Raw genomic sequence first — 18,260 nt, 5'->3', positions numbered from 1 at the left:
AATTGGTTTTGATCGCTATTAGCGGATATACCGCTAATAGCAATGAAATCACTCGCCGAAGGCGAAAACAAGCCCGTCTCAAAGCCGCGACTGCGCGAGCTTTGAGACGGGCTTCCGTTACTTAATAGAGGCAATTTTTAATGCCTCTAACTCAATTCCTGCCGAGGCGCCGCCATAGATTGTGACGGTGCGTACTTCCCCAGGCAGCAGGTCAAAGTAATGATCACTTAGCCGCACACCATCCGCCAAGTCAAAATGCACGGCGTGCGCGTAGGTCTGCGACTTCACCGTAACAAGAAGGTCAGCCCCACTAGCGTTCGTGGAAACGATGCTGATTTCCGCCTGCGGGAGACCAAGTGCGCGAATATCACCCGGGCGAAGCATTGCCGGTTGAACTCGCTGCGAGAGGCCGCCCACAGGAATTGCAGCCGCGAACATCCCGCCGGCCCCAAGAGCCTCAGCGCCAGACTTGGCCTCAGCTCCGACCCCAGCCCCAGCCTCTATACCGGCTTCGCCCCCGACCCTGCCTTCAACCCCAGCCCCAACCTCAGCCTCAGCCTCAGCGCCGGCCACAACCCCAGCCCCAGCGGAAGAAACTCCACCGGAGAACCGATGCAGCACTCCGCGATAGCGTGCCGGAATGACCACGTCAATCCGCTCAGTCTGGCGTGTCTGCCCATCGAAGGAGAGGAGACCGCATTCCAGTGCCCCCTTCAGCGGCTCATCAGTTTCGTTCACGGCGGTTACTTCCATCATGCCGGATGACCCCTCACGCAGAATCAGCTTCACCGGAGCAAAAGCTCGCCGTACACCGTAATAGCTCAGCTTCCGCCGCAGATAGTAGTCCACGATTGTCCAGCCGACCTCACCCCAGCAATCGTTGTACATCCAGAACAGGGCACCGGAGCAGAACGGCTTGCTGCGAATGGACTCCAGCGAATATTGGTACATGAGGCTTTGACAAAGCCCGGCATAAAGCAAATATTCATCCAACGACAGGTCGTCACGGTCCGAATAATGCTTGCGGATACCGGCGCGGACGGTGTCCTTCTCGAAAGTGTTCGTATGCAGCCCCCAGATGCGACTGCTCGTATCAATTGGACGCCCATCGAAATAGGTTTCGATCGTAGATAAGCGGCATGGCCCAATATAGCCATACTCTGAAACAAATTTTGCCTGCACCTCGTCATAGATCTCAGGTGTAATCCGCCGCTCCATATCCGGGTTCATCGTGCCGTCATGCCAGTGATGGCGGTCGCCCATAGCATTGCCGTTCGGATGCTCGCCGCCATAAGGCGAGCTGTTCCAATAAGGAATATGCGGGCAGTTGCTGCGAATCAGCGCCGGCGCAATTTCATTATAGATAATGGCCCCACCATAAAAATCCGGATGCCGAGTACCGTTCCACCATTCATCGAAGCCCCAATGGTTCTCGTTGTTGCCGCACCAGAGCGCAAGGGAAGCATGATTACGAAGCCGCCGAGTCTGGTAATCGATTTCCTTTGTAACCTCATGCTTATACCAGTCCAAATGGTCCGGGTACTTCCCGCAGGAGAACATGAAATCCTGCCAGACCAGAATACCGTACGCATCACACCGCTCATAGAAAATATCCTGCTCATAAATACCGCCGCCCCAAATGCGCAGCATGTTAAAGTTGGCATCCCGAGCCTCAGCGATCAACACATCATACTTCTCATTGCTTACTCTGGCGATAATAGAGTCGGCCGGTATCCAGTTGCCTCCCTTACAGAAGACAGGCACACCATTCACTTCAAGGGTAAACTGCCGCTCCGGCTCGTCTCCGTCTGACAAATTTGAAACCACCGGATCCGTGTTAATACGAATCGTACGAATACCCAGTTTAAAATCGGGATACTCAAACCGCTCTTCACCGCTTACCAGTGAAGCGTGCACCATATAGAGCGGTTGACCTCCCATGCCGTTCGGCCACCACAGCTCAGCATTATGCACCTCCACTTCATAGGTAAGGAAGTTGATGCCGGAACGAAGATAGACTTGCTCGTTCACTTCGGCACTAATGCTGCCGTTCGGGTGAAGCAGCTGCAAAGAGAGTACCGCTTCCCGCGTCTTAAAGGGATGAAGCTGCTCCGCCTCTACTTCAAAGCGAAGCTTCGCACTCGCCCCCACTGTCGCACTCACCATGGCCGTCGCACTCGCTCCCACTGTCGCACTCGCCTCCGCCGTCGCACTCGCTCCCGCCTCCGCATACGCTCCTGGTGCGGACAGTGTCACCGCGCTGACGCTGCGAATACAGACGAGGCTGTCCGCTTCCAGCCAAGCGCTGCCGGTGATGCCCGTCGTAGCAATTCGCGGCCCCCAGTCCCAGCCATAGACGAATTGCGGCTTGCGCACGTTCGCGCGCCGATCGTCGCCGCGTTTGCCAATCGCCTCGTTCTCCATTTCCGCGAGTGTCCCGGCGGTCATCACCATATCTTGAGCAGACACATGCTCAAGTCCCGATGTGACGCGCACTAGCAGCGAGTTCTCGCCTACGTGGAGCAGGGATTGTACGGATGAACGGAACGGGTAGAAAGCACTGCGATGATGGCCAAGATGAACGCCATTCATCCAGATGTCGGCTTCCGAATCGAGAGATTCCAGATGAAGCATAATGCGCTGCTGAGCAAGTATTCCTTCGTCGAGGGAGAACCGCTTTAAGAACCACCACGATTTGTTCTCCGTCCATTCTGCGGCGAAGCAATAATCGGCGAGCACCGGGTCTTGAATAAGGCCTTGCTCGATGAGCGGCATGTGAATATCGCAGGGCAGCGCGGCAACAGGCATCCAATCCTTTGGCTTGCCCAATATCCGATAAGCCGCACCAGGACCGCAGGATAAATCCTCAAACGTTAACTGCCAATCGTCATGTAACGGAATTCGCAGCAAAGGCGGTTCATCTCCCTTTATGTAATCAAATTGGTTAGGACTTCGTTCTGTTGATAGCGTACCATTCGTGGCATCAAAGAATCTTCATTCTTATTGATTCAGAATTGCGTTCTGTTGATATAATGAACATGACATGACAGGGGAGGTATGGCCATGCTGCGGTTGACCGCGAATGGGCTGATCGATGCGGAACTTGAAACGGAGTTCTATTATCACCGCAAGCTTCAATACTGGACGACCGTGCATGATCACGAAGACTTCTATGAATGTTTCCTGATTACAGAGGGAAGCGTCTACCATCTTGTTAACGATGTGAAACAACTATTGACAGAAGGTATGCTTACTTTTATCCGTCCAACCGATATACATAGTTATGAGCGATATGGCAGTGAAGAAGTGGAGCTGTTGAATATCAATTTTCGCTGCTCGATGGTAGAGGAAGCTTGGGCCTATCTGGGTGAAGGCTTTGACCGAACGCGGTTGACCGAGCCGGTGCTGCCTCCGCAATGCGTACTCTCGCCGGAGCAAGCTGCATGGTTGATTGGGCAATACGAACGAATCAACGCCATGAGTGCAGAGAATAAATCCGCCATTCGCTCTGCGGCACGAGGCCTGCTAATTGAGCTGCTGGTGCAGCATTTTACGCCACCGCCCGCAGATGTTCATCCCAGTGCACCGAAGTGGTTAAATGATCTGCTCAACCAAGTCGGCACAAGAGCGCACCTAATCGAGGGAACAGGCGCACTCTACAGGCTGGCTCCCTATTCACAAGAGCATGTTTGCAGGGAAATGAGGAAGTATCTCGGCATCACCCCGACGGAGTGGATGAATGAACAAAGGCTGCAGCACGCGGCTGTATGGTTGAAGCAGGGGGAAGCGTCCATACTCGACATCGGGCTGGATTGCGGCTACAGCAGTTTAAGTTATTTCTACAAAATGTTTTCGTCCAGATTCGCCATGACACCGGCAAGGTACAGGAAGCTTAATCGAAAAACGGCAATACCGGTTCGAGGACCGTCAACGCAGCATGTTCTAACGAAACAATAACAGCGCTTACACGTGTTGAGAACGCAAATACTTTCCTAAAATTGGAATCTACTAGGATGATTATCGGGATAGTGCGAATTAAAATGGATTTTACATAGAATAGAAGACCTTTCAATACTATAATGGGTTAAACAGCAAACATAAACTTGGGGGAAGCAGATGAAACCTACAGCGGTGAGTTTATTTCTGTGTGCATCAATCGTGTTAAGCTTGGCGGCTTGCGATCGGAAGGATGCTGATGAGGGCAATCCGTTTAGTGCTACTTATCATGAGGGCGACTTGAATGCAGAGAAAAACTCAACTACATATGCGGATATCAATGATGATGGACCCTTTACGAAGTATGAGGAGCAGATAACGGTTACACTCGGGAGGCAAGGAATTGCCGGCAATAACTTACCTAATGGGGATACACTGGAGAACAACGAGTTTCTCAAATACGTCGAAGACCGCCTCAATGTGAAAGTGAATTACGAGTTCTCCATTGAAGACGTAGATGACTACAATCAGAAGGTTAGCTTGGCGATTGCCAATAATAGCATGCCGGATATCATGATCGTCAATGAGCAGCAATTCAAAGAAATGGCAGGAGCAGGCATGCTTGCCGATCTGACCGCGATTTACGAGAAATACAGTTCACCGCTTATTAAAGACTACTATAAGTCGTTCTCGGGCGATCGCGTGCTGAATACAGGCCGTATCGACAACAAACTGTACGGGCTGCCAAATACGAACATAGACGGTACCTACCAGCTGCTGTGGGTTCGCAAGGATTGGTTGGATAAATTGAAGCTGGGGCTCCCATCTTCCATGGAAGATATTCAAACGATTGCGCAAGCCTTCAAGGAGCAAGATCCCGACCGGAACGGCAAGCCGGATACAGTAGGACTGCTCGGGGACAAACAGATTGTCGGCGATGCTGAGTTTTTCACCTTCGATCCGATATTTAACCAGTATCATGCGTATCCGAAGAGCTGGTTTAAGGATGACGGCGGCAATATCGTATATGGATCTACGACACCGGAGACGAAGGAAGCGCTCATGAAGCTGAGGGATATGTACAAAGCAGGACTCATCGATAAAGAGTTTCTGACGCGCAAATGGCAGGACAATGCCGCGCTGGTATCCGGAGGTCGAGCAGGCATTCTGTTTGCGCCATGGTTTGCCGGCTGGATGCTGGCGGACAGCGTGAAAACCGATCCGAAAGCAGAGTGGGTGCCGCTTGCTGCGCCGCTTGACGAGGATGGCAACCGTAATGTTGTGCTTTCCGCGCCATCAGGAACATTCCTTGTAGTGAACAAGAATGCGAAGCATCCGGAGGCGGCACTGAAGATGCTAAGTGTCGAATACGAGGGTATTCGTCTAATCGATCCGAAGTCGCATGAGCTGTACAAGGATGAGATCGTCAGCTGGCTCAACTATCCGCTGAACGTGCAGCTGGACTTCCAAGATTCGTTAGCCCGCGATATTCCGATCTACGACAAGGTGCTGAAGGATAACGACCTGCAGGATCTGCCGGCACGGCTAATTAAGCGCGTGAATTCAATCTTGAAGAATAAGAAGGATCCGAAGATGGACATTGCAGCGTTCGCGGATTCTCTCGCTTACTACACAGGCGGCGCCGTTACGGGGACCAAGGAAATAAGGAAGATCAATCCGATCTTCTATGGCACAACGGCGACGATGGTGAAGAAAGGGACCAGCCTTGATAATCTGGAGAATGAAACGTTCCTGCGCATCATAACCGGTGCGGCACCGATCGAGGACTTTGATAAGTTTGTCTCTACATGGAAGCTTTCCGGAGGCGACGAGGTTACGCAAGAGGTGGCGGCATCACTGAACTAGCCTAGCTGCACAGCCTGTCCAATCACCCACATCATAACAAATCATGTTGTCGCAATACCGTTAATCGTAGATGTACCGCGAAGCCCCCTTGAGATTATCTCAAGGGGGCTTCGCGTGGGGTTTAAAAAATATGAAGGGGTCTGAACCTGGTTCAGGTTTTCAAATGGATTTATATGTGAATGGTATGCAGCTCCAGCACTTGTGCCAGAGGAGTATATGCATAACCAAGATCATCGGCTACTGCTTTGTACGTTACTTTGCCGTTAATAATATTCGTGCCGCTTTGCAGCGCTGGGCTATCTTGAATCGCTTGATAAGCACCTTTACGAGCAATTTGCAGCGCATACGGGATTGTTGCATTGGTCAACCCAATGGTGGACGTCTGCGGAACGGCACCCGGCATGTTCGCTACGGCATAATGAATGACGCCATGCTTCACATACGTTGGATTGTCATGCGTTGTAATATGATCGATCGTCTCCACGCTGCCGCCTTGGTCAATGGCCACATCGACGATTACAGCGCCTTGCTTCATTGTTTTCACCATATCCTCGGAGACGAGGACAGGTGCTTTCGCGCCCGGAATCAGTACAGCGCAGATAAGCAAATCTGCTTCGGCAACGCTCTGTGCAATGTTATAGCGGCTCGATATGAGCGTTTGTACTTGGTTGCCAAACAGATCATCGAGCTGTCGCAGACGGTTCGCATTCAAATCGAGAATCGTCACTTCCGCGCCTAAGCCGATGGCGATCTTCGCTGCATTCGTACCTACAACGCCGCCTCCGATTACGGTGACTTTGCCTCTGGCTACCCCGGGAATGCCGGAGAGCAGAATGCCGCGTCCACCTTTGGAGCGCTCGAGCAGCTGACTGCCGATTTGTGCGGCCATCCGGCCGGCCACTTCGCTCATTGGCGTCAAGAGCGGAAGGGCTCCGCCTTCTTTGACTGTTTCATAAGCGATTGCAGTCACCTTCGACTGGACAAGTGCCTCAGCTAAGCTTGGCTCTGCGGAGAGATGCAGGTAAGTGAAGAGAATAAGACCTTCTCTGAAGAAGGAGTACTCGCTTGGCAGCGGCTCTTTCACTTTTATAACCATATCTGCTTGTTGCCAAACAGCTGCGGCATCGGCTAGGATAATCGCTCCCGATTGCTGGTATTCAGCATCCGTAAAACCGCTCTCATAACCGGCATTTGTTTCCACATAAACGGTATGTCCTTCTTGCACGAATTCCTTTACACCGGATGGTGTTACGCCTACGCGGCATTCATTATTTTTAATTTCCTTCGGCACGCCAATGATCATTAGTGATCTCTCCCCGTTCATGAATGCGAACCTCTGAAAGTCGTAAGTTGTTTCCTGTTCTTATTTGCATTATAAAATGGATCTGAAGCATAAACATCATACAGAATATAAAGTGAATTGACAGATGGATAGACATTTATGTATATTGAGCCTAGTACGTATAGACAAAATGTCTACTGTAAAGGTGATAAAATGGACACGATGACGTTTGGGATTAAGCAGCTGCTCGAACGGCCGATCTTTCGCGCCGCGAGATTGGTTGCAGGACGAGAAGGCATCCATCATCCGGTCGGCTGGGTGCATGTGCTTGAAATTACGAATGTGGCGCCGTACGTGAGCCCGAATGATTTGATTCTGACGACGGGCCTGTGGCTGAAGCAGAATGAACAGGAACGTTTTGCCTATATGAAGCAGTTGATCGATCAACAGGCGGCAGGGCTATGTATCGAGATGGGCACCACCGTCGATAACATTCCGAAAGAAATTGTGGAGCTCGCGGACCTGCATCATTTTCCGCTTATTGTGTTTGAGCAGCCGGTACGGTTTGTCGAGATTACGCAGGATATTCACGCCCTGATTATTAACAGGCAGCATCAGTTTCTGAAGGAGCTGGAGGTCTACTCGCGAAAGCTGCAGCGTCTAACCCTGGAGAGTACGGGGATTGCGCAAATCTTGAAAGCTTTCCATGAACAATCGGCCAGACAGGTGCTGTATTTCTCATCGCTCGACCACAGCATTTTCTACCCGGCTTTAACCAGTAAAGTATCGGGGCCGATTTCGAGCTTCCTGCAGCGGCAGATGGATACCAAGGCGCTCTCTGCCAAAGACGTCTCCATTCTGCCGATGAATGCGCAGCAATTGCTTGTCGTGGAGCCCGTTATTTGTTTCGGCCAGACCTTCTCCTATGTAGGGGTTCTCTTGCACAATCGCGCCGAGATTACAGAGTCGCTGACGCTGCTGCTTGATTACACCACGAAGGCTGTTGCAGCGATTACACTGCGCACCGAGTTTCTGGAAGAGAAGATGTCTCGCGACCATAACGAATTTATCCTGGATATTATGAATAACCGCATCGAGAACGAGGACCAGGCACAATCCCGAATGGGGCTTCGTCAATTGAACAAAGGCGAGTATTTGTTTGCCAGCGGCATTATCGAAATTCAGCATACGGCCGACATTGAACCGATTACGATTGAGGCCGATAAGCAGGATATGCTCATCTTGGTTCGGCAGCTCCTGAAGAAGCATGGGCTCTACAATCTGGTCATGATCCAGAACAATCGCATCTATATGCTCTGCGCCAAAGACGCCCTGCACAAGGAGTCGCATGACAACTTCCAAGCGACGCTTATGCGGCTAGCAGAGGAGTTGCGAGCATCTGCGCATGAACCGCGAAAATCATTAAAGCTTCATGCCGGCTTCGGCAAGCTGCGTACGCAAATTGTGGAATCCTCCAGAAGCTTCGAAGAAGCGCAGCAGGTTATTGAAGTTGCACGTAATGTAGCGACGCAAGAGGGATGCATCTTCTATGACCGACTTGGTGTATACCAGCTGCTGAAAGCTGTTCCGAAGCTATCGTTCCTCGCATCGTATGTGGATGACCATCTGGGGGAACTAATCGCATACGATAGAGAGCATCATCTGCAGCTTATAGAGACGCTGGATGTTTATTTGGCTTGCATGGGCTCGAAGCAAGAGACGGCGGCGAAGCTTCACATCCACCGCCAGACGCTCTATAATCGGTTAGAAAAGCTCAGCCTGCTGCTGGGAGAAGACTTCCTGGAAGCCGATAAACGGCGTTGTCTCGAGATGGCGCTTGTTGCCTATAAGCTGAAGTAAGGGGATACGGGGAATGAAATCATCGAGGTTGTACTATGGCTGGGTAGTTGTCGGCATTGTGTTTCTGACGCTGCTCGTTTCAGCGGCGATTAATTCCGTGCCAAGCGTTCTCATGCTGCCGCTGGAGAAAGAATTTGGCTGGGATCGCAGCGCGGTATCCGGCGCCGTTTCGATTCGTATTCTGCTGTATGGTTTAATGGGGCCATTCGCGGCAGCTTTCATGGCGAGGTATGGCGTACGTAAAATCATGGTGATCTCCATGCTTCTGCTCATCGTGAGCTTATCGCTTACGCCGATCATGACGTCGATCTGGCAGATGACCGTGCTATGGGGCATCATGGTCGGGATCGGAACAGGCTCCTTGGCCAATGTGCTCGGTGTTACGATTGCCGGCCGGTGGTTTGTCACGCACAAAGGGCTAGTAATCGGCATGCTCACCGCAAGTGCTGCCACGGGTCAGCTTCTGTTCCTGCCGCTGCTGGCTAAGCTGACAGAGGATATCGGGTGGCGGACCGCTGTATATACGGTTGTAGGGGTGTTGGCCGTACTGACTCCGATCGTCGGAATCTGGATGCGAAACCATCCTTACGATGTCGGCGTATCTGCGCTAGGAACAACCGGAGTGGTGAAGCCTGTACCGTTTACCGGCAATTTGTTTTTCACTCCGATTCAGACCTTGCTGAGCGCTGCGCGCAGCGGGACGTTCTGGCTGCTCGCCGGCACATTCTTCTTCTGCGGTTTCTCCACAAACGGACTCATCGGAACGCATTTGATACCGGCTTGCGGCGATTACGGCATCCCGCTTGTAACCGCGGCAGGATTGCTGTCGCTGATGGGGCTGTTCGATCTTGTCGGTACGACGTTATCGGGCTGGCTGTCCGATCGGTTCGACAGCCGGTGGCTGCTGTTCTGGTATTACGGCCTGCGCGGACTGTCGCTGATCTTCCTGCCTTATGCGCTGGGCATGGGCTACACGCAGCTGACCGTTTTCGCTGTTTTCTATGGTCTCGACTGGATCGCGACTGTTCCGCCAACCGCGAAGCTGGCCTCCGATACCTTCGGCAAAGAGAAGGCCGGCATGATCTTCGGCTGGGTCGTCGTGGCGCATCAAGCAGGCGCGGCGCTTGCAGCCTATGAAGCGGGACTGCTGCGCGTTTGGCTCGGCAGCTACACGGTGCCATTCGTAATGTCCGGCTTCCTCTGCTTGCTGGCCTCGCTTATGGCGCTGCGTATTCGCCGTGCCAGAGGCGCCGCCATTCAGGCGGCCTAACCAAAAAGCCTTCTTCCCGGTTAAGGGAAGAAGGCTTTTTAGTTCTTTCCATCTATGTTGTCGATAACCCGCCGGTCAGATCATTGCGGATCGCAGGTGATTCTGCAGCATTGCAGAGTCGATCTACTTCCTTCAGATGTGCGCCGGAAACTGGTGCGCTTGGTGAATCGCTATTTACTGGTTTCTTCACGAAGTATAGTCGTTGTTGGATTTCATCAAAAAACTCGACTTGATCCATTTGAACGACGTAACAACGATCGACTTTCTTAAAGCCTTCTCCTACCAAGAAGCGCTCATGTTCTTCAAACGTAGAAACTTGACTGTAAAGACCTTCTCTTGTCTGATAGTATACCTCTCCGCGGTAGCTGCGCATAAGAAGAACGTCCTCAAGATCAATAAAAACGATATCAAACTCTTTTTTATTGTATCTTTTTACGACTGGAATCTTCATATTACACGCCCTTTTTTCTTAATTCGTTTGGAATGCGCGGGTTGTGGAGCAGGAAATAAGATCCTGTCAGTACAAACAAGGATGAAACGCCGATAATGGCTGCTGCCAACATTTGGTAAGCTCTTTTTTGCATCGCTATCACCTCCTTATCAGAGTAATAACGATTCCTATTTAGCGTCTTCTTTGTCTTTTCTAATGGAGTAATGCAGAAATAGGGGGATCGTTAGTAGAAAAATGACACTTGCTACTATGGCATAGTCTTTATAATTTCCCCGCAGGATGAGTCCGGCGCCCGCAGCAATGACGAGGCTGGATACGACAACAACGAGCAGTATCGCATTGGTTCCCGTTATGGTGACGTTCGCGCGATGCGAAGCTGGTACATAATCATAACCCCAATGTTTGATAAAAATGGTTCTGCTGATGGCGAACACGATCGCAGCAGACAACACTTGCACCGATGCGGACAGAATCGGGGTACCTGCCACAACTTCCAGCGGCGTACCGGTTAGGGAGAGTACGAGAAGCGTCAACCCCTGAATGGCGAATCCGACAATGAAGGCCGCGGCGTTCATAATGAGAGAATAATAGATTGGAACCCGGAACAAGACCCATAAGACGATAACTAGCATCCCGAGTTGTATATAGGAAGATATATCTCCGATTTCAGGGATAAGCCGAGTGAAGTAAGAAACCTGACTCATCATAAGGGAGACAATCAAAGTAATATTTAGCCGTTCTGTCACGGGAAAGCGGAATAAGGTAAACATTAAAACGAAAACAGAGAAGTATTCTACTGATGAACCCAAGATGAAGTATAAATAATTCATAGTACCGCTTTTCCCTCCTAAGTTAGTATTATAAGGCCATATAGCTTCATTTTACCATGTCTGAAGGAATAGATTTGACATTTTTCTTTTGTTTTACGACATTTGGACTAGTTGACTCCATTATATCAGAAGCAAATTGCATATAAACGAAATAAAAACGACAAAATGAGACATAACTTCCCCTGCTTTGTAAGCAAAAAAGACACGGCCCGCATCATGTGCGAAGCCGTGTCTCTTTATCCTTAAAACGTGCAATCTATTGGTGCATGTTCGTGTAAAGCTGCCAAGTAACGCCGAATTTGTCCGTGATCACCGCATAGCCCGGGCTAAAATGCGTTTCAATTAAAGGCACGCTGACTTGACCGCCTTGCTCGAGTGCGGCAAATACTTGCTTGGAAGTATTTACATCGTCCGTGCACAAGCAAATTGTAACTTGGTTGCCGAGTTGATGAGGCGTACCTGGGAATGCATCGGAGAACATAAGGTCGGTCTGGCCGACTTTAATGGTTGCATGGCCGATTAGGCTCTTAGCTTCTTCCGGAAGCGGCATCTCCGGGTTCTGCGGCATCTCGCCAAAAGTTTGCATGATGACTACTTCCGCATGTAAAGCTTCTTGATAAAATTTGATGGCTTCCGTTGCATTGCCGTTCATGACTAGATAAGGGACCAACATTGTAATCATCTTAAAATCGCTCCTTTGTGATTGGGGTGGCCATATCAGTATGGCCCATACGGTTATCATACAGTACCGAACATATGTTTGCAATATTGCGGTGAGGTTATCTTTTTTTTGTTTAGAAGCTGCTCGCATGGTGACAGACTTAATGTCACCGATAGGGTGATATAATGAGGTTGAAATGAGGGATGTCAGTGAGGCGGATGGACCGATTGATGGCGATCCTAATTGCGCTGCAGCAGGAGCCGGCAACAGCCAAACGATTGGCGGACAAATTCGAAGTGACGAAGCGGACGATTCTGCGGGATATGCAGTCGCTCTCCGAGATGGGGGTTCCTTTGTATGCGGTATCGGGTCCATCAGGAGGCTTTCGGTTGATGGAAAGCTTCCGGCTGCCGCCGCTGCAGCTGGATTCCGGCGAGGCGCTATCTGTCCTCTTCGCGCTTCGCAGCTTGACGAGGATGGCCGATACGCCGTTTCAGCAGGCTAGATGGACGGTGATGGATAAACTGAAGGCCATTATGCCGGAGCAGATTTTGACGCAGATCGAGTCCATGCTTGATTATGTCGAGGTCGAAGTGCCGCAGCGCAGCGTCAAATCCCCGTTTCTGACCGATTTATTGGCCCATACTGCTGACTCGAGATGGCTCCGTGTGCGCTATCGTTCGGAGAAACAGACCCGCTGGCTGGAACTGTGGCCTCGTAAAATGTATTCAGCGCACGGGTATTGGTACTGCGAAGCGTATTCGATAACCCACGGCGAGCAGCGGACGTTTCGCGTTGATCGCTTCGAAGCGATGGAACTCATTGAGGTGCCCGGCGAAGAAGCGGAACGTTCGGCTCGGGAAGCAGAGAGTACGGCCGACAGCGATGAGGGTTCTACACGCATTATTGCTCAATTAACGTACCGGGGAGCGTTATTGGCGGAGCAAGACTTTCATATTGGCGACAACGTGAAACAGGTCACGGATGAGAGCTGGGAGCTGGATTTCATGTGCCAGGCTTCGGAATGGCAGTGGGCGATCAAGTTTTTCTATTGGCTTGGCATGGATGCGGAAGTAAAGGAACCCCTGCATTTGCGGGAAGAGCTGTTCCAGATGGCGAGACAAGTTTACGACAGATACAAGATACAGTCAGAGATAACAGTTGAGTAGGGATTCCTATTTTAGAGGAGGTTGTTCAGGATGGGAAACAATAAAATTCTCGAACGGGCAAAGTCATTTCTATACCGAAACGGCAGGTTGATTGATCGGAGAAGGTTTGAATATCTCTTCGAGGACGGGACAAAAGAAGCGGTCTTCGGCGCGCTTCGCGCCTATCAGAATGAGGACGGCGGTTTTGGACATGCGCTGGAAGCGGACATTCGCTGTCCGGACAGTCAGCCTGTGCCGACTGAGGTAGCGCTGGCGATCATGGAGGAGATGGACAGCTATGATCCGGACATCCTTGACGGCATTATCCGCTATGTTCGCAGCATTACATTACCGGAAGGCGGCGTGCCGTTCGTATTCCGCAGTGCGGCGGCATACCCGCATGCGCCTTGGTGGAATGCCGAGCGGGATGATGTCGCTTCGATTAATCCGACCGGTCTACTAATCGGAACGTTATACAAACAGCAAGCACGGACGGACATTTGGAAGGAAGAATGGTTTCAGCGAAACACAGCCTATATCTGGCGCGCGCTAGAACAGGAGAAGCCGATAGGTTTTCACGATGGAATCCAGTGGATTACGTTTCTGCAGCATACGCCCGAGCAAGAGAAAGCTGCTCCCTATCTAGCTTGGATAGAGGAATGGCTGCAGCAGCCCGGCATCATCGAGCGAGATCCGGAAGCCGATGGTTATGTGCAAAAGGTACTGGATTGGGCTCCGAAGCGTAGCAGCTATGCAGGCAAGGTGATTTCGGAAGGCGAGCTGGATCGGCATCTGCATGCTTTAATCGATCAGCAGCGGGATGATGGGGGTTGGGGCATCAGCTGGGAGCCGGTAGGCCCCGGAGCTGAAGCCGAATGGCGCGGTTTCGTTACGGTAGAACGATTAAAGACGTTAAAATCTTATGGCATGTTGTAAAATGTAGGCGGAGATCCGAGTGGGGGAGTGTGCTTCCTGCTCGGATTTTCCCGTGTTTATCTATGGTTTCTTTTTGGAAACAAGGAAACTTTCAAGTGCCTACTTCTGATTAAATACCCTTTGTCGTATGATAAGCCCATACAACCAATAAGGGGAGAGAACAAATTATGAATATCGCATTGTGGGCCGCTCAGATTATACTGGCGCTTATGTTCTTAATGGCAGGCATCATGAAGACGTTCCAATATGAGAAGGTTAAAGCAAGCATGCCTTGGGCAAAAGATTCCTCTCGGGGGCTCGTTCTCCTCGTCGGCTTATCCGAGCTGCTCGCGGCAATCGGTTTCATCGTGCCAACCGCAACAGACATTCTGCCATGGCTGGCCGGCGTTGCCGGAATTGGGATTGCGGTCATTATGGTGCTGGCCATTGGGGTTCATGCCAGAAGAGGCGAGAACCAAGCGATCGTGATGAACGTAGTGATTTTGGCGGTTGCCGTATTTATCGCAATTGGAAGATTGGGTTCATAGAATTACTGAAAGGCCGCCACTCTCCGGGGAAGGAGACTGGCGGCCTTTTTGTGCGTAACTATTCGAGCAGTTCGGCTTTGTACTGGGTAAACAGGGCTCTCATCGAATCCGGATCTCGCTGCTCCATCGCATGAATCGCATCGATTAACATTTGAATGCGCTTGTTCATGATAAGCAGATAACGGGCAGGCTCCGGTGCCGGATTCCAAAAGGTATGCTTCGCGCCGCGCGGGGCTATGACGGCACTGCCATCGGAAGCCTCTACAATGGTGTCGCCAATTTGGATAGCCAGCTTCCCTTCAAGCACATACCATGCTTCATCATCTTCATGATGAAGATGCAGCGGTGCAATGCGCATCGGTTCCCTTTCCGGTGAACAACCTTCGGCGGTCCATTCGGCAATCACCAGATCCGCCCCGAAGGGGGAGAGGGTTTGCCCTAACATAGGCAAGGCAGTTATAGGGGGGGTCGTTGATTCGGACATGATAGAGGCCTCCGGTTCATAAAGTTGTCCCAACAGTTATTCACAAAGTTACCCCCATTGCCAACAGCCTTTAACAGCAATGAGTGTATAAGTATTGGGGACGTATGAACATATCCACAATTTAAGTTATCCACAGCTGGATACAATATTGCAACCGTTTCCTACTCATTAATTCGCTGTGGAAAGTAGGTGCGCACCTCTTGTATTTGACTGATCGGCAACCGATAATGAGAAAACATACTTCCACACATGCAGGTAGAACGAATAGGCACCGCCTCGAAGGAGTTGAGCCCGTTTGCACATTGCCATAGATTTGGATAATACCGTTCTGGATGCGACTGCGGCGCATGTAACCTATTATAATTATAATGGAGCCGTTACGGGCGAGTTCGTCCTGCGTGCTGCCAATTGCGCGGAAGTGAATCAGCATATACATCGTTTTACCACGGGGCTAAGGTAAATAAACAACTGGAACTGGAGAGAGAATGGAACCATGCTTGGTGCAATGATTCATGGATTTATATTGGCATTAGGATTGATTTTGCCGCTCGGTGTGCAAAATGTGTTTGTGTTTAATCAAGGTGCGGTTCAAAGCCGGCTCCGCAAGGCGCTGCCCGTCGTCATTACGGCGTCTATCTGCGATACGCTGCTGATCTTGCTGGCGGTGCTCGGCGTATCGGTCCTTGTCTTGCAGTTCGTTTGGCTGAAGACGATCCTGTTCGCCGTGGGCATCCTATTCCTCCTCTACATGGGATGGCTGACTTGGAAAAGCAAGCCGGCCAATCGGGAATCCTCTTCCGCGGAAGCTCTCGGAGCGAACAAACAGATTGCTTTTGCAGCGTCGGTGTCGCTCCTCAATCCGCATGCGATTCTGGACACGATCGGCGTCATTGGGACAGGCTCCTTGCAATATAGCGGGGCCGAGAAGGTGTTCTTCACCGTGGCCTGCGTGGTTGTCTCATGGCTATGGTTTACTAGTCTGGCTGCGGCAGGACGCCTAACGGGCAGTCTGGATAAATCAGGGCGGATTATGATGGCGCTGAACAAAGTCTCCGCTGTAGTCATGTGGGGAACGGCTGTTTATTTGCTCGTTACGTTATTGAGCAAGTAGAGAGTAGAAGCCGTACGGTTCGTTAGGCCACGGTGCCTCAGCTACAGCTGCTGCGTTCTGCTATTCAACAAATTAGCTTCTTCCTCTTCAATACGAAGAGTATCAATGCGCTCGAATAACAGCGCTAAGCTCTGAATTTGCTGGTTAGCCGGAACGGTAATAAGCTTCCAAGTCGGCTGTTCAAGCGTGAGAAAGGTCCGGATGCGCTCACAGGAGAAGGGGATGAACGGCTGCAGCAGATTGGCTAAATTCGCAATGATTCCCGTGCAGGTATGGAGTGTATGGCCGCATGCATCGCGATCCGCTTTGATTTGAACCCATGGCTTCTGCTCATCGAAATATTTGTTGGCCCGGCGGATTTGAGCGAAGATCAATTCCAGCGCTTCTTTCAATCGGCCTTCTTCAATAAGAGTCCCCGACTCCAGGTACAACTCCGTAAGAACCTGCTTCCATTCATCGCTAAGCTCGCCTGCGGGAACACGTCCTTCAAACGATTTTGTTATAAAAGCGAGCGTACGGTTCACGAAGTTACCGAATGCGCCGAGCAGCTCCCCGTTATGACTGTGGATAAACTCACGCCAAGAAAAATCCGTATCCCGCCTCTCAGGGCCATTGGCGATGAGAAAATATCGGATGGAGTCCGGTTGATACCGGCTCAAGATATCAGGCAGCCAAATCGCCCAGTTGCGGCTGGTCGAGAATTTCTTTCCCTCCAGCGTCATGTACTCGCAGGAAATAATCCGATCCGGCAGATGCAGTCCGCCTCCGCCCAGAAGTACGGCAGGCCATATTAATGTATGGAACGGGATATTGTCTTTGCCGTGCACATAATAAGCCGTTATAGTCGCTTCGCCATCCTTCCAGAAGGACTCCCACCTCCCGCCGGTCTCAGCAGCCCACTGCTTACTTGCTGACAGATAGCCGCTGACCGCTTCGATCCAGACATAGATTTTCTTATCCTCGAAGCCCTCTACCGGTACTTCAACACCCCAGTCTAAGTCTCGTGTTGCCGCTCGATCATGAAGGCCCTCTTCTAAGTAGCGCTTAGTTGATTGAACCGCGTTCTCTCGCCAGTCATGTGACTTGCCGGCAGCATAAGCAGACAGCTCATTCTGAAAATGGGATAGCGCAAGATAGAAGTGCTCGGTGGCCCGTTCAGTAGGCGGATTGCCGCATATTTTGCAGGTCTTATCCAATAGATCGGCGGGGTCGAGCATGGTGGAACAAGCATCGCATTGATCGCCTCGGGCGCGACTTCCGCAAACCGGGCATATTCCTTCAACGTAACGATCCGGCAGAAACCGTTTATCCGTCTCGCAGTAGGTCTGTTGAATCGTTTTCTTGTACAGATGGCCATTCTCGAGCAGCTTCAGGAAGATTTCCTGCACGACCTGATGATGGAAGGGCTGGTCCGTCCGCGTATAGAGGTCATAGGTAAAGCCAAGCTGTGCGAAACAATCGGCAAATTCCTGATGATAGCGGTCTGCGATAGCGCTGGGAGAAACGCCTTCTTGAATCGCTTGAACCGCGACAGGAGTGCCGTGGCAATCGCTTCCTGATACATACAAAACCTGCTCGCCCTTGGAACGGTAAAAACGTGCCAGAACATCTCCGGGTAATAAGCTCGCCAATCGCCCCAAGTGCAAGGAGCCATTCGCATACGGCCAAGCGCCGCCAATAAATATAGGTGCCATCCACATCGCCTCCTTAATGGAAAACAGAAAAAGCCCTCATCCCGAAGGGACGAGAGCTGTGCTCACGTGGTACCACCCAATTTTATAAATGCCTCGCGGCATTCACCTCTTCAGGTACGACGCGTTCGCGGTTATACCCTAGCACAGTAACGGGTGCAGGATCCGGCGCAGTCTACTCCCATAGAGGGTTCGGGGCGCAGCTCA

General features: G+C 51.1%; 17 protein-coding genes and 1 other annotated feature (1 of these 18 running past the window's edge). Of the genes, 9 read left to right on the top strand and 8 right to left on the bottom strand.

Going from position 1 to position 18,260, the window contains the following annotated elements:
* Positions 1-117 precede the first annotated feature (117 nt).
* On the bottom strand, positions 118-2,910 hold the full coding sequence (locus AC50Y3_RS25670) for a glycosyl hydrolase 2 galactose-binding domain-containing protein (RefSeq protein WP_494821565.1): 2,793 nt from the start codon (positions 2,908-2,910) through the stop codon (positions 118-120).
* 153 nt (positions 2,911-3,063) lie between these two features.
* Here AC50Y3_RS25670 and AC50Y3_RS25665 point away from each other — a divergent pair, with 153 nt between their 5' ends.
* Together AC50Y3_RS25665 and AC50Y3_RS25660 are read left to right on the top strand one after the other, a co-directional pair.
* Positions 3,064-3,957, top strand: a complete 894-nt coding sequence (locus AC50Y3_RS25665; protein WP_494821564.1) for a helix-turn-helix domain-containing protein — start codon at positions 3,064-3,066, stop codon at positions 3,955-3,957.
* Between the two features lie 159 nt (positions 3,958-4,116).
* Complete coding sequence (locus AC50Y3_RS25660) at positions 4,117-5,802, top strand: extracellular solute-binding protein (RefSeq protein WP_494821563.1); 1,686 nt, start codon at positions 4,117-4,119, stop codon at positions 5,800-5,802.
* 169 nt (positions 5,803-5,971) lie between these two features.
* On the opposite strand, the gene ald is transcribed toward AC50Y3_RS25660, so the two are convergent.
* Positions 5,972-7,105, bottom strand: coding sequence for an alanine dehydrogenase (gene ald / locus AC50Y3_RS25655; protein WP_494821562.1), 1,134 nt, complete (start codon positions 7,103-7,105; stop codon positions 5,972-5,974).
* 192 nt (positions 7,106-7,297) lie between these two features.
* Between ald and AC50Y3_RS25650 the strand changes: the two genes are divergently transcribed.
* A complete protein-coding gene (locus AC50Y3_RS25650) occupies positions 7,298-8,944 on the top strand; it encodes a PucR family transcriptional regulator (RefSeq protein WP_494821561.1) in 1,647 nt (548 codons plus the stop codon).
* Positions 8,945-8,957: 13 nt separating this feature from the next.
* The gene (locus AC50Y3_RS25645) at positions 8,958-10,214 is read left to right on the top strand and encodes an MFS transporter (protein ID WP_494821560.1); all 1,257 of its coding nucleotides are present in this window, start codon (positions 8,958-8,960) and stop codon (positions 10,212-10,214) included.
* Between the two features lie 52 nt (positions 10,215-10,266).
* Here the strand turns inward: AC50Y3_RS25645 and AC50Y3_RS25640 are convergent, their stop codons facing one another.
* From AC50Y3_RS25640 to AC50Y3_RS25625, 4 genes are all read right to left on the bottom strand, one after another.
* The gene (locus AC50Y3_RS25640) at positions 10,267-10,665 is read right to left on the bottom strand and encodes a LytTR family transcriptional regulator DNA-binding domain-containing protein (RefSeq protein ID WP_494821559.1); all 399 of its coding nucleotides are present in this window, start codon (positions 10,663-10,665) and stop codon (positions 10,267-10,269) included.
* Position 10,666: 1 nt separating this feature from the next.
* Positions 10,667-10,798 carry a hypothetical protein gene (locus AC50Y3_RS25635; RefSeq protein ID WP_256256516.1) on the bottom strand — a complete coding sequence of 44 codons (132 nt, stop codon included), beginning with the start codon at positions 10,796-10,798 and terminating at the stop codon, positions 10,667-10,669.
* Positions 10,799-10,832: 34 nt separating this feature from the next.
* On the bottom strand, positions 10,833-11,495 hold the full coding sequence (locus tag AC50Y3_RS25630; protein WP_494821558.1) for a hypothetical protein: 663 nt from the start codon (positions 11,493-11,495) through the stop codon (positions 10,833-10,835).
* 256 nt (positions 11,496-11,751) lie between these two features.
* The gene (locus tag AC50Y3_RS25625; protein WP_494821557.1) at positions 11,752-12,177 is read right to left on the bottom strand and encodes a VOC family protein; all 426 of its coding nucleotides are present in this window, start codon (positions 12,175-12,177) and stop codon (positions 11,752-11,754) included.
* 197 nt (positions 12,178-12,374) lie between these two features.
* Between AC50Y3_RS25625 and AC50Y3_RS25620 the strand changes: the two genes are divergently transcribed.
* The 3 genes from AC50Y3_RS25620 (at position 12,375) to AC50Y3_RS25610 (ending at position 14,767) form a co-directional block, all read left to right on the top strand.
* On the top strand, positions 12,375-13,325 hold the full coding sequence (locus tag AC50Y3_RS25620; RefSeq protein ID WP_494821556.1) for a helix-turn-helix transcriptional regulator: 951 nt from the start codon (positions 12,375-12,377) through the stop codon (positions 13,323-13,325).
* A gap of 30 nt (positions 13,326-13,355) precedes the next feature.
* Positions 13,356-14,240, top strand: coding sequence for a hypothetical protein (locus AC50Y3_RS25615; RefSeq protein ID WP_494821555.1), 885 nt, complete (start codon positions 13,356-13,358; stop codon positions 14,238-14,240).
* 167 nt (positions 14,241-14,407) lie between these two features.
* Positions 14,408-14,767, top strand: coding sequence for a DoxX family protein (locus AC50Y3_RS25610; RefSeq protein WP_494821554.1), 360 nt, complete (start codon positions 14,408-14,410; stop codon positions 14,765-14,767).
* Between the two features lie 58 nt (positions 14,768-14,825).
* Here AC50Y3_RS25610 and AC50Y3_RS25605 read toward each other — a convergent pair whose 3' ends face one another.
* Entirely contained in the window at positions 14,826-15,251 is a 426-nt protein-coding gene (locus AC50Y3_RS25605) for a cupin domain-containing protein (RefSeq protein WP_494821553.1), read from the bottom strand.
* Between the two features lie 295 nt (positions 15,252-15,546).
* Here AC50Y3_RS25605 and AC50Y3_RS25600 point away from each other — a divergent pair, with 295 nt between their 5' ends.
* Entirely contained in the window at positions 15,547-15,711 is a 165-nt protein-coding gene (locus tag AC50Y3_RS25600) for a hypothetical protein (RefSeq protein ID WP_494821552.1), read from the top strand.
* 33 nt (positions 15,712-15,744) lie between these two features.
* Positions 15,745-16,362, top strand: coding sequence for a LysE/ArgO family amino acid transporter (locus AC50Y3_RS25595; RefSeq protein ID WP_494821551.1), 618 nt, complete (start codon positions 15,745-15,747; stop codon positions 16,360-16,362).
* A 41-nt stretch (positions 16,363-16,403) separates the two neighbouring features.
* On the opposite strand, the gene metG is transcribed toward AC50Y3_RS25595, so the two are convergent.
* Positions 16,404-18,056, bottom strand: a complete 1,653-nt coding sequence (metG, locus tag AC50Y3_RS25590) for a methionine--tRNA ligase (RefSeq protein ID WP_494821550.1) — start codon at positions 18,054-18,056, stop codon at positions 16,404-16,406.
* A 42-nt stretch (positions 18,057-18,098) separates the two neighbouring features.
* Positions 18,099-18,260 (bottom strand) — a binding site (T-box leader) (it continues 98 nt past the right edge of the window).

The sequence above is a fragment of the Paenibacillus sp. J22R98 genome (assembly GCF_059383835.1).
The sequence above is the reverse complement of the archived record's forward strand: the minus strand, read 5'-3'. Positions and strand labels throughout refer to the sequence as shown.

What these genes read in the sequence shown, in the direction of transcription:
- AC50Y3_RS25665 (WP_494821564.1), top strand. Translation starts at nt 3,064, where the DNA reads ATGCTGCGGTTGACCGCGAATGGGCTGATCGATGCGGAACTTGAAACG.
- AC50Y3_RS25660 (WP_494821563.1), top strand. Translation starts at nt 4,117, where the DNA reads ATGAAACCTACAGCGGTGAGTTTATTTCTGTGTGCATCAATCGTGTTA.
- ald (WP_494821562.1), bottom strand. Translation starts at nt 7,105, where the DNA reads ATGATCATTGGCGTGCCGAAGGAAATTAAAAATAATGAATGCCGCGTA.
- AC50Y3_RS25650 (WP_494821561.1), top strand. Translation starts at nt 7,298, where the DNA reads ATGGACACGATGACGTTTGGGATTAAGCAGCTGCTCGAACGGCCGATC.
- AC50Y3_RS25645 (WP_494821560.1), top strand. Translation starts at nt 8,958, where the DNA reads ATGAAATCATCGAGGTTGTACTATGGCTGGGTAGTTGTCGGCATTGTG.
- AC50Y3_RS25640 (WP_494821559.1), bottom strand. Translation starts at nt 10,665, where the DNA reads ATGAAGATTCCAGTCGTAAAAAGATACAATAAAAAAGAGTTTGATATC.
- AC50Y3_RS25635 (WP_256256516.1), bottom strand. Translation starts at nt 10,798, where the DNA reads ATGCAAAAAAGAGCTTACCAAATGTTGGCAGCAGCCATTATCGGCGTT.
- AC50Y3_RS25630 (WP_494821558.1), bottom strand. Translation starts at nt 11,495, where the DNA reads ATGAATTATTTATACTTCATCTTGGGTTCATCAGTAGAATACTTCTCT.
- AC50Y3_RS25625 (WP_494821557.1), bottom strand. Translation starts at nt 12,177, where the DNA reads ATGATTACAATGTTGGTCCCTTATCTAGTCATGAACGGCAATGCAACG.
- AC50Y3_RS25620 (WP_494821556.1), top strand. Translation starts at nt 12,375, where the DNA reads ATGGACCGATTGATGGCGATCCTAATTGCGCTGCAGCAGGAGCCGGCA.
- AC50Y3_RS25615 (WP_494821555.1), top strand. Translation starts at nt 13,356, where the DNA reads ATGGGAAACAATAAAATTCTCGAACGGGCAAAGTCATTTCTATACCGA.
- AC50Y3_RS25610 (WP_494821554.1), top strand. Translation starts at nt 14,408, where the DNA reads ATGAATATCGCATTGTGGGCCGCTCAGATTATACTGGCGCTTATGTTC.
- AC50Y3_RS25605 (WP_494821553.1), bottom strand. Translation starts at nt 15,251, where the DNA reads ATGTCCGAATCAACGACCCCCCCTATAACTGCCTTGCCTATGTTAGGG.
- AC50Y3_RS25595 (WP_494821551.1), top strand. Translation starts at nt 15,745, where the DNA reads ATGCTTGGTGCAATGATTCATGGATTTATATTGGCATTAGGATTGATT.
- metG (WP_494821550.1), bottom strand. Translation starts at nt 18,056, where the DNA reads ATGGCACCTATATTTATTGGCGGCGCTTGGCCGTATGCGAATGGCTCC.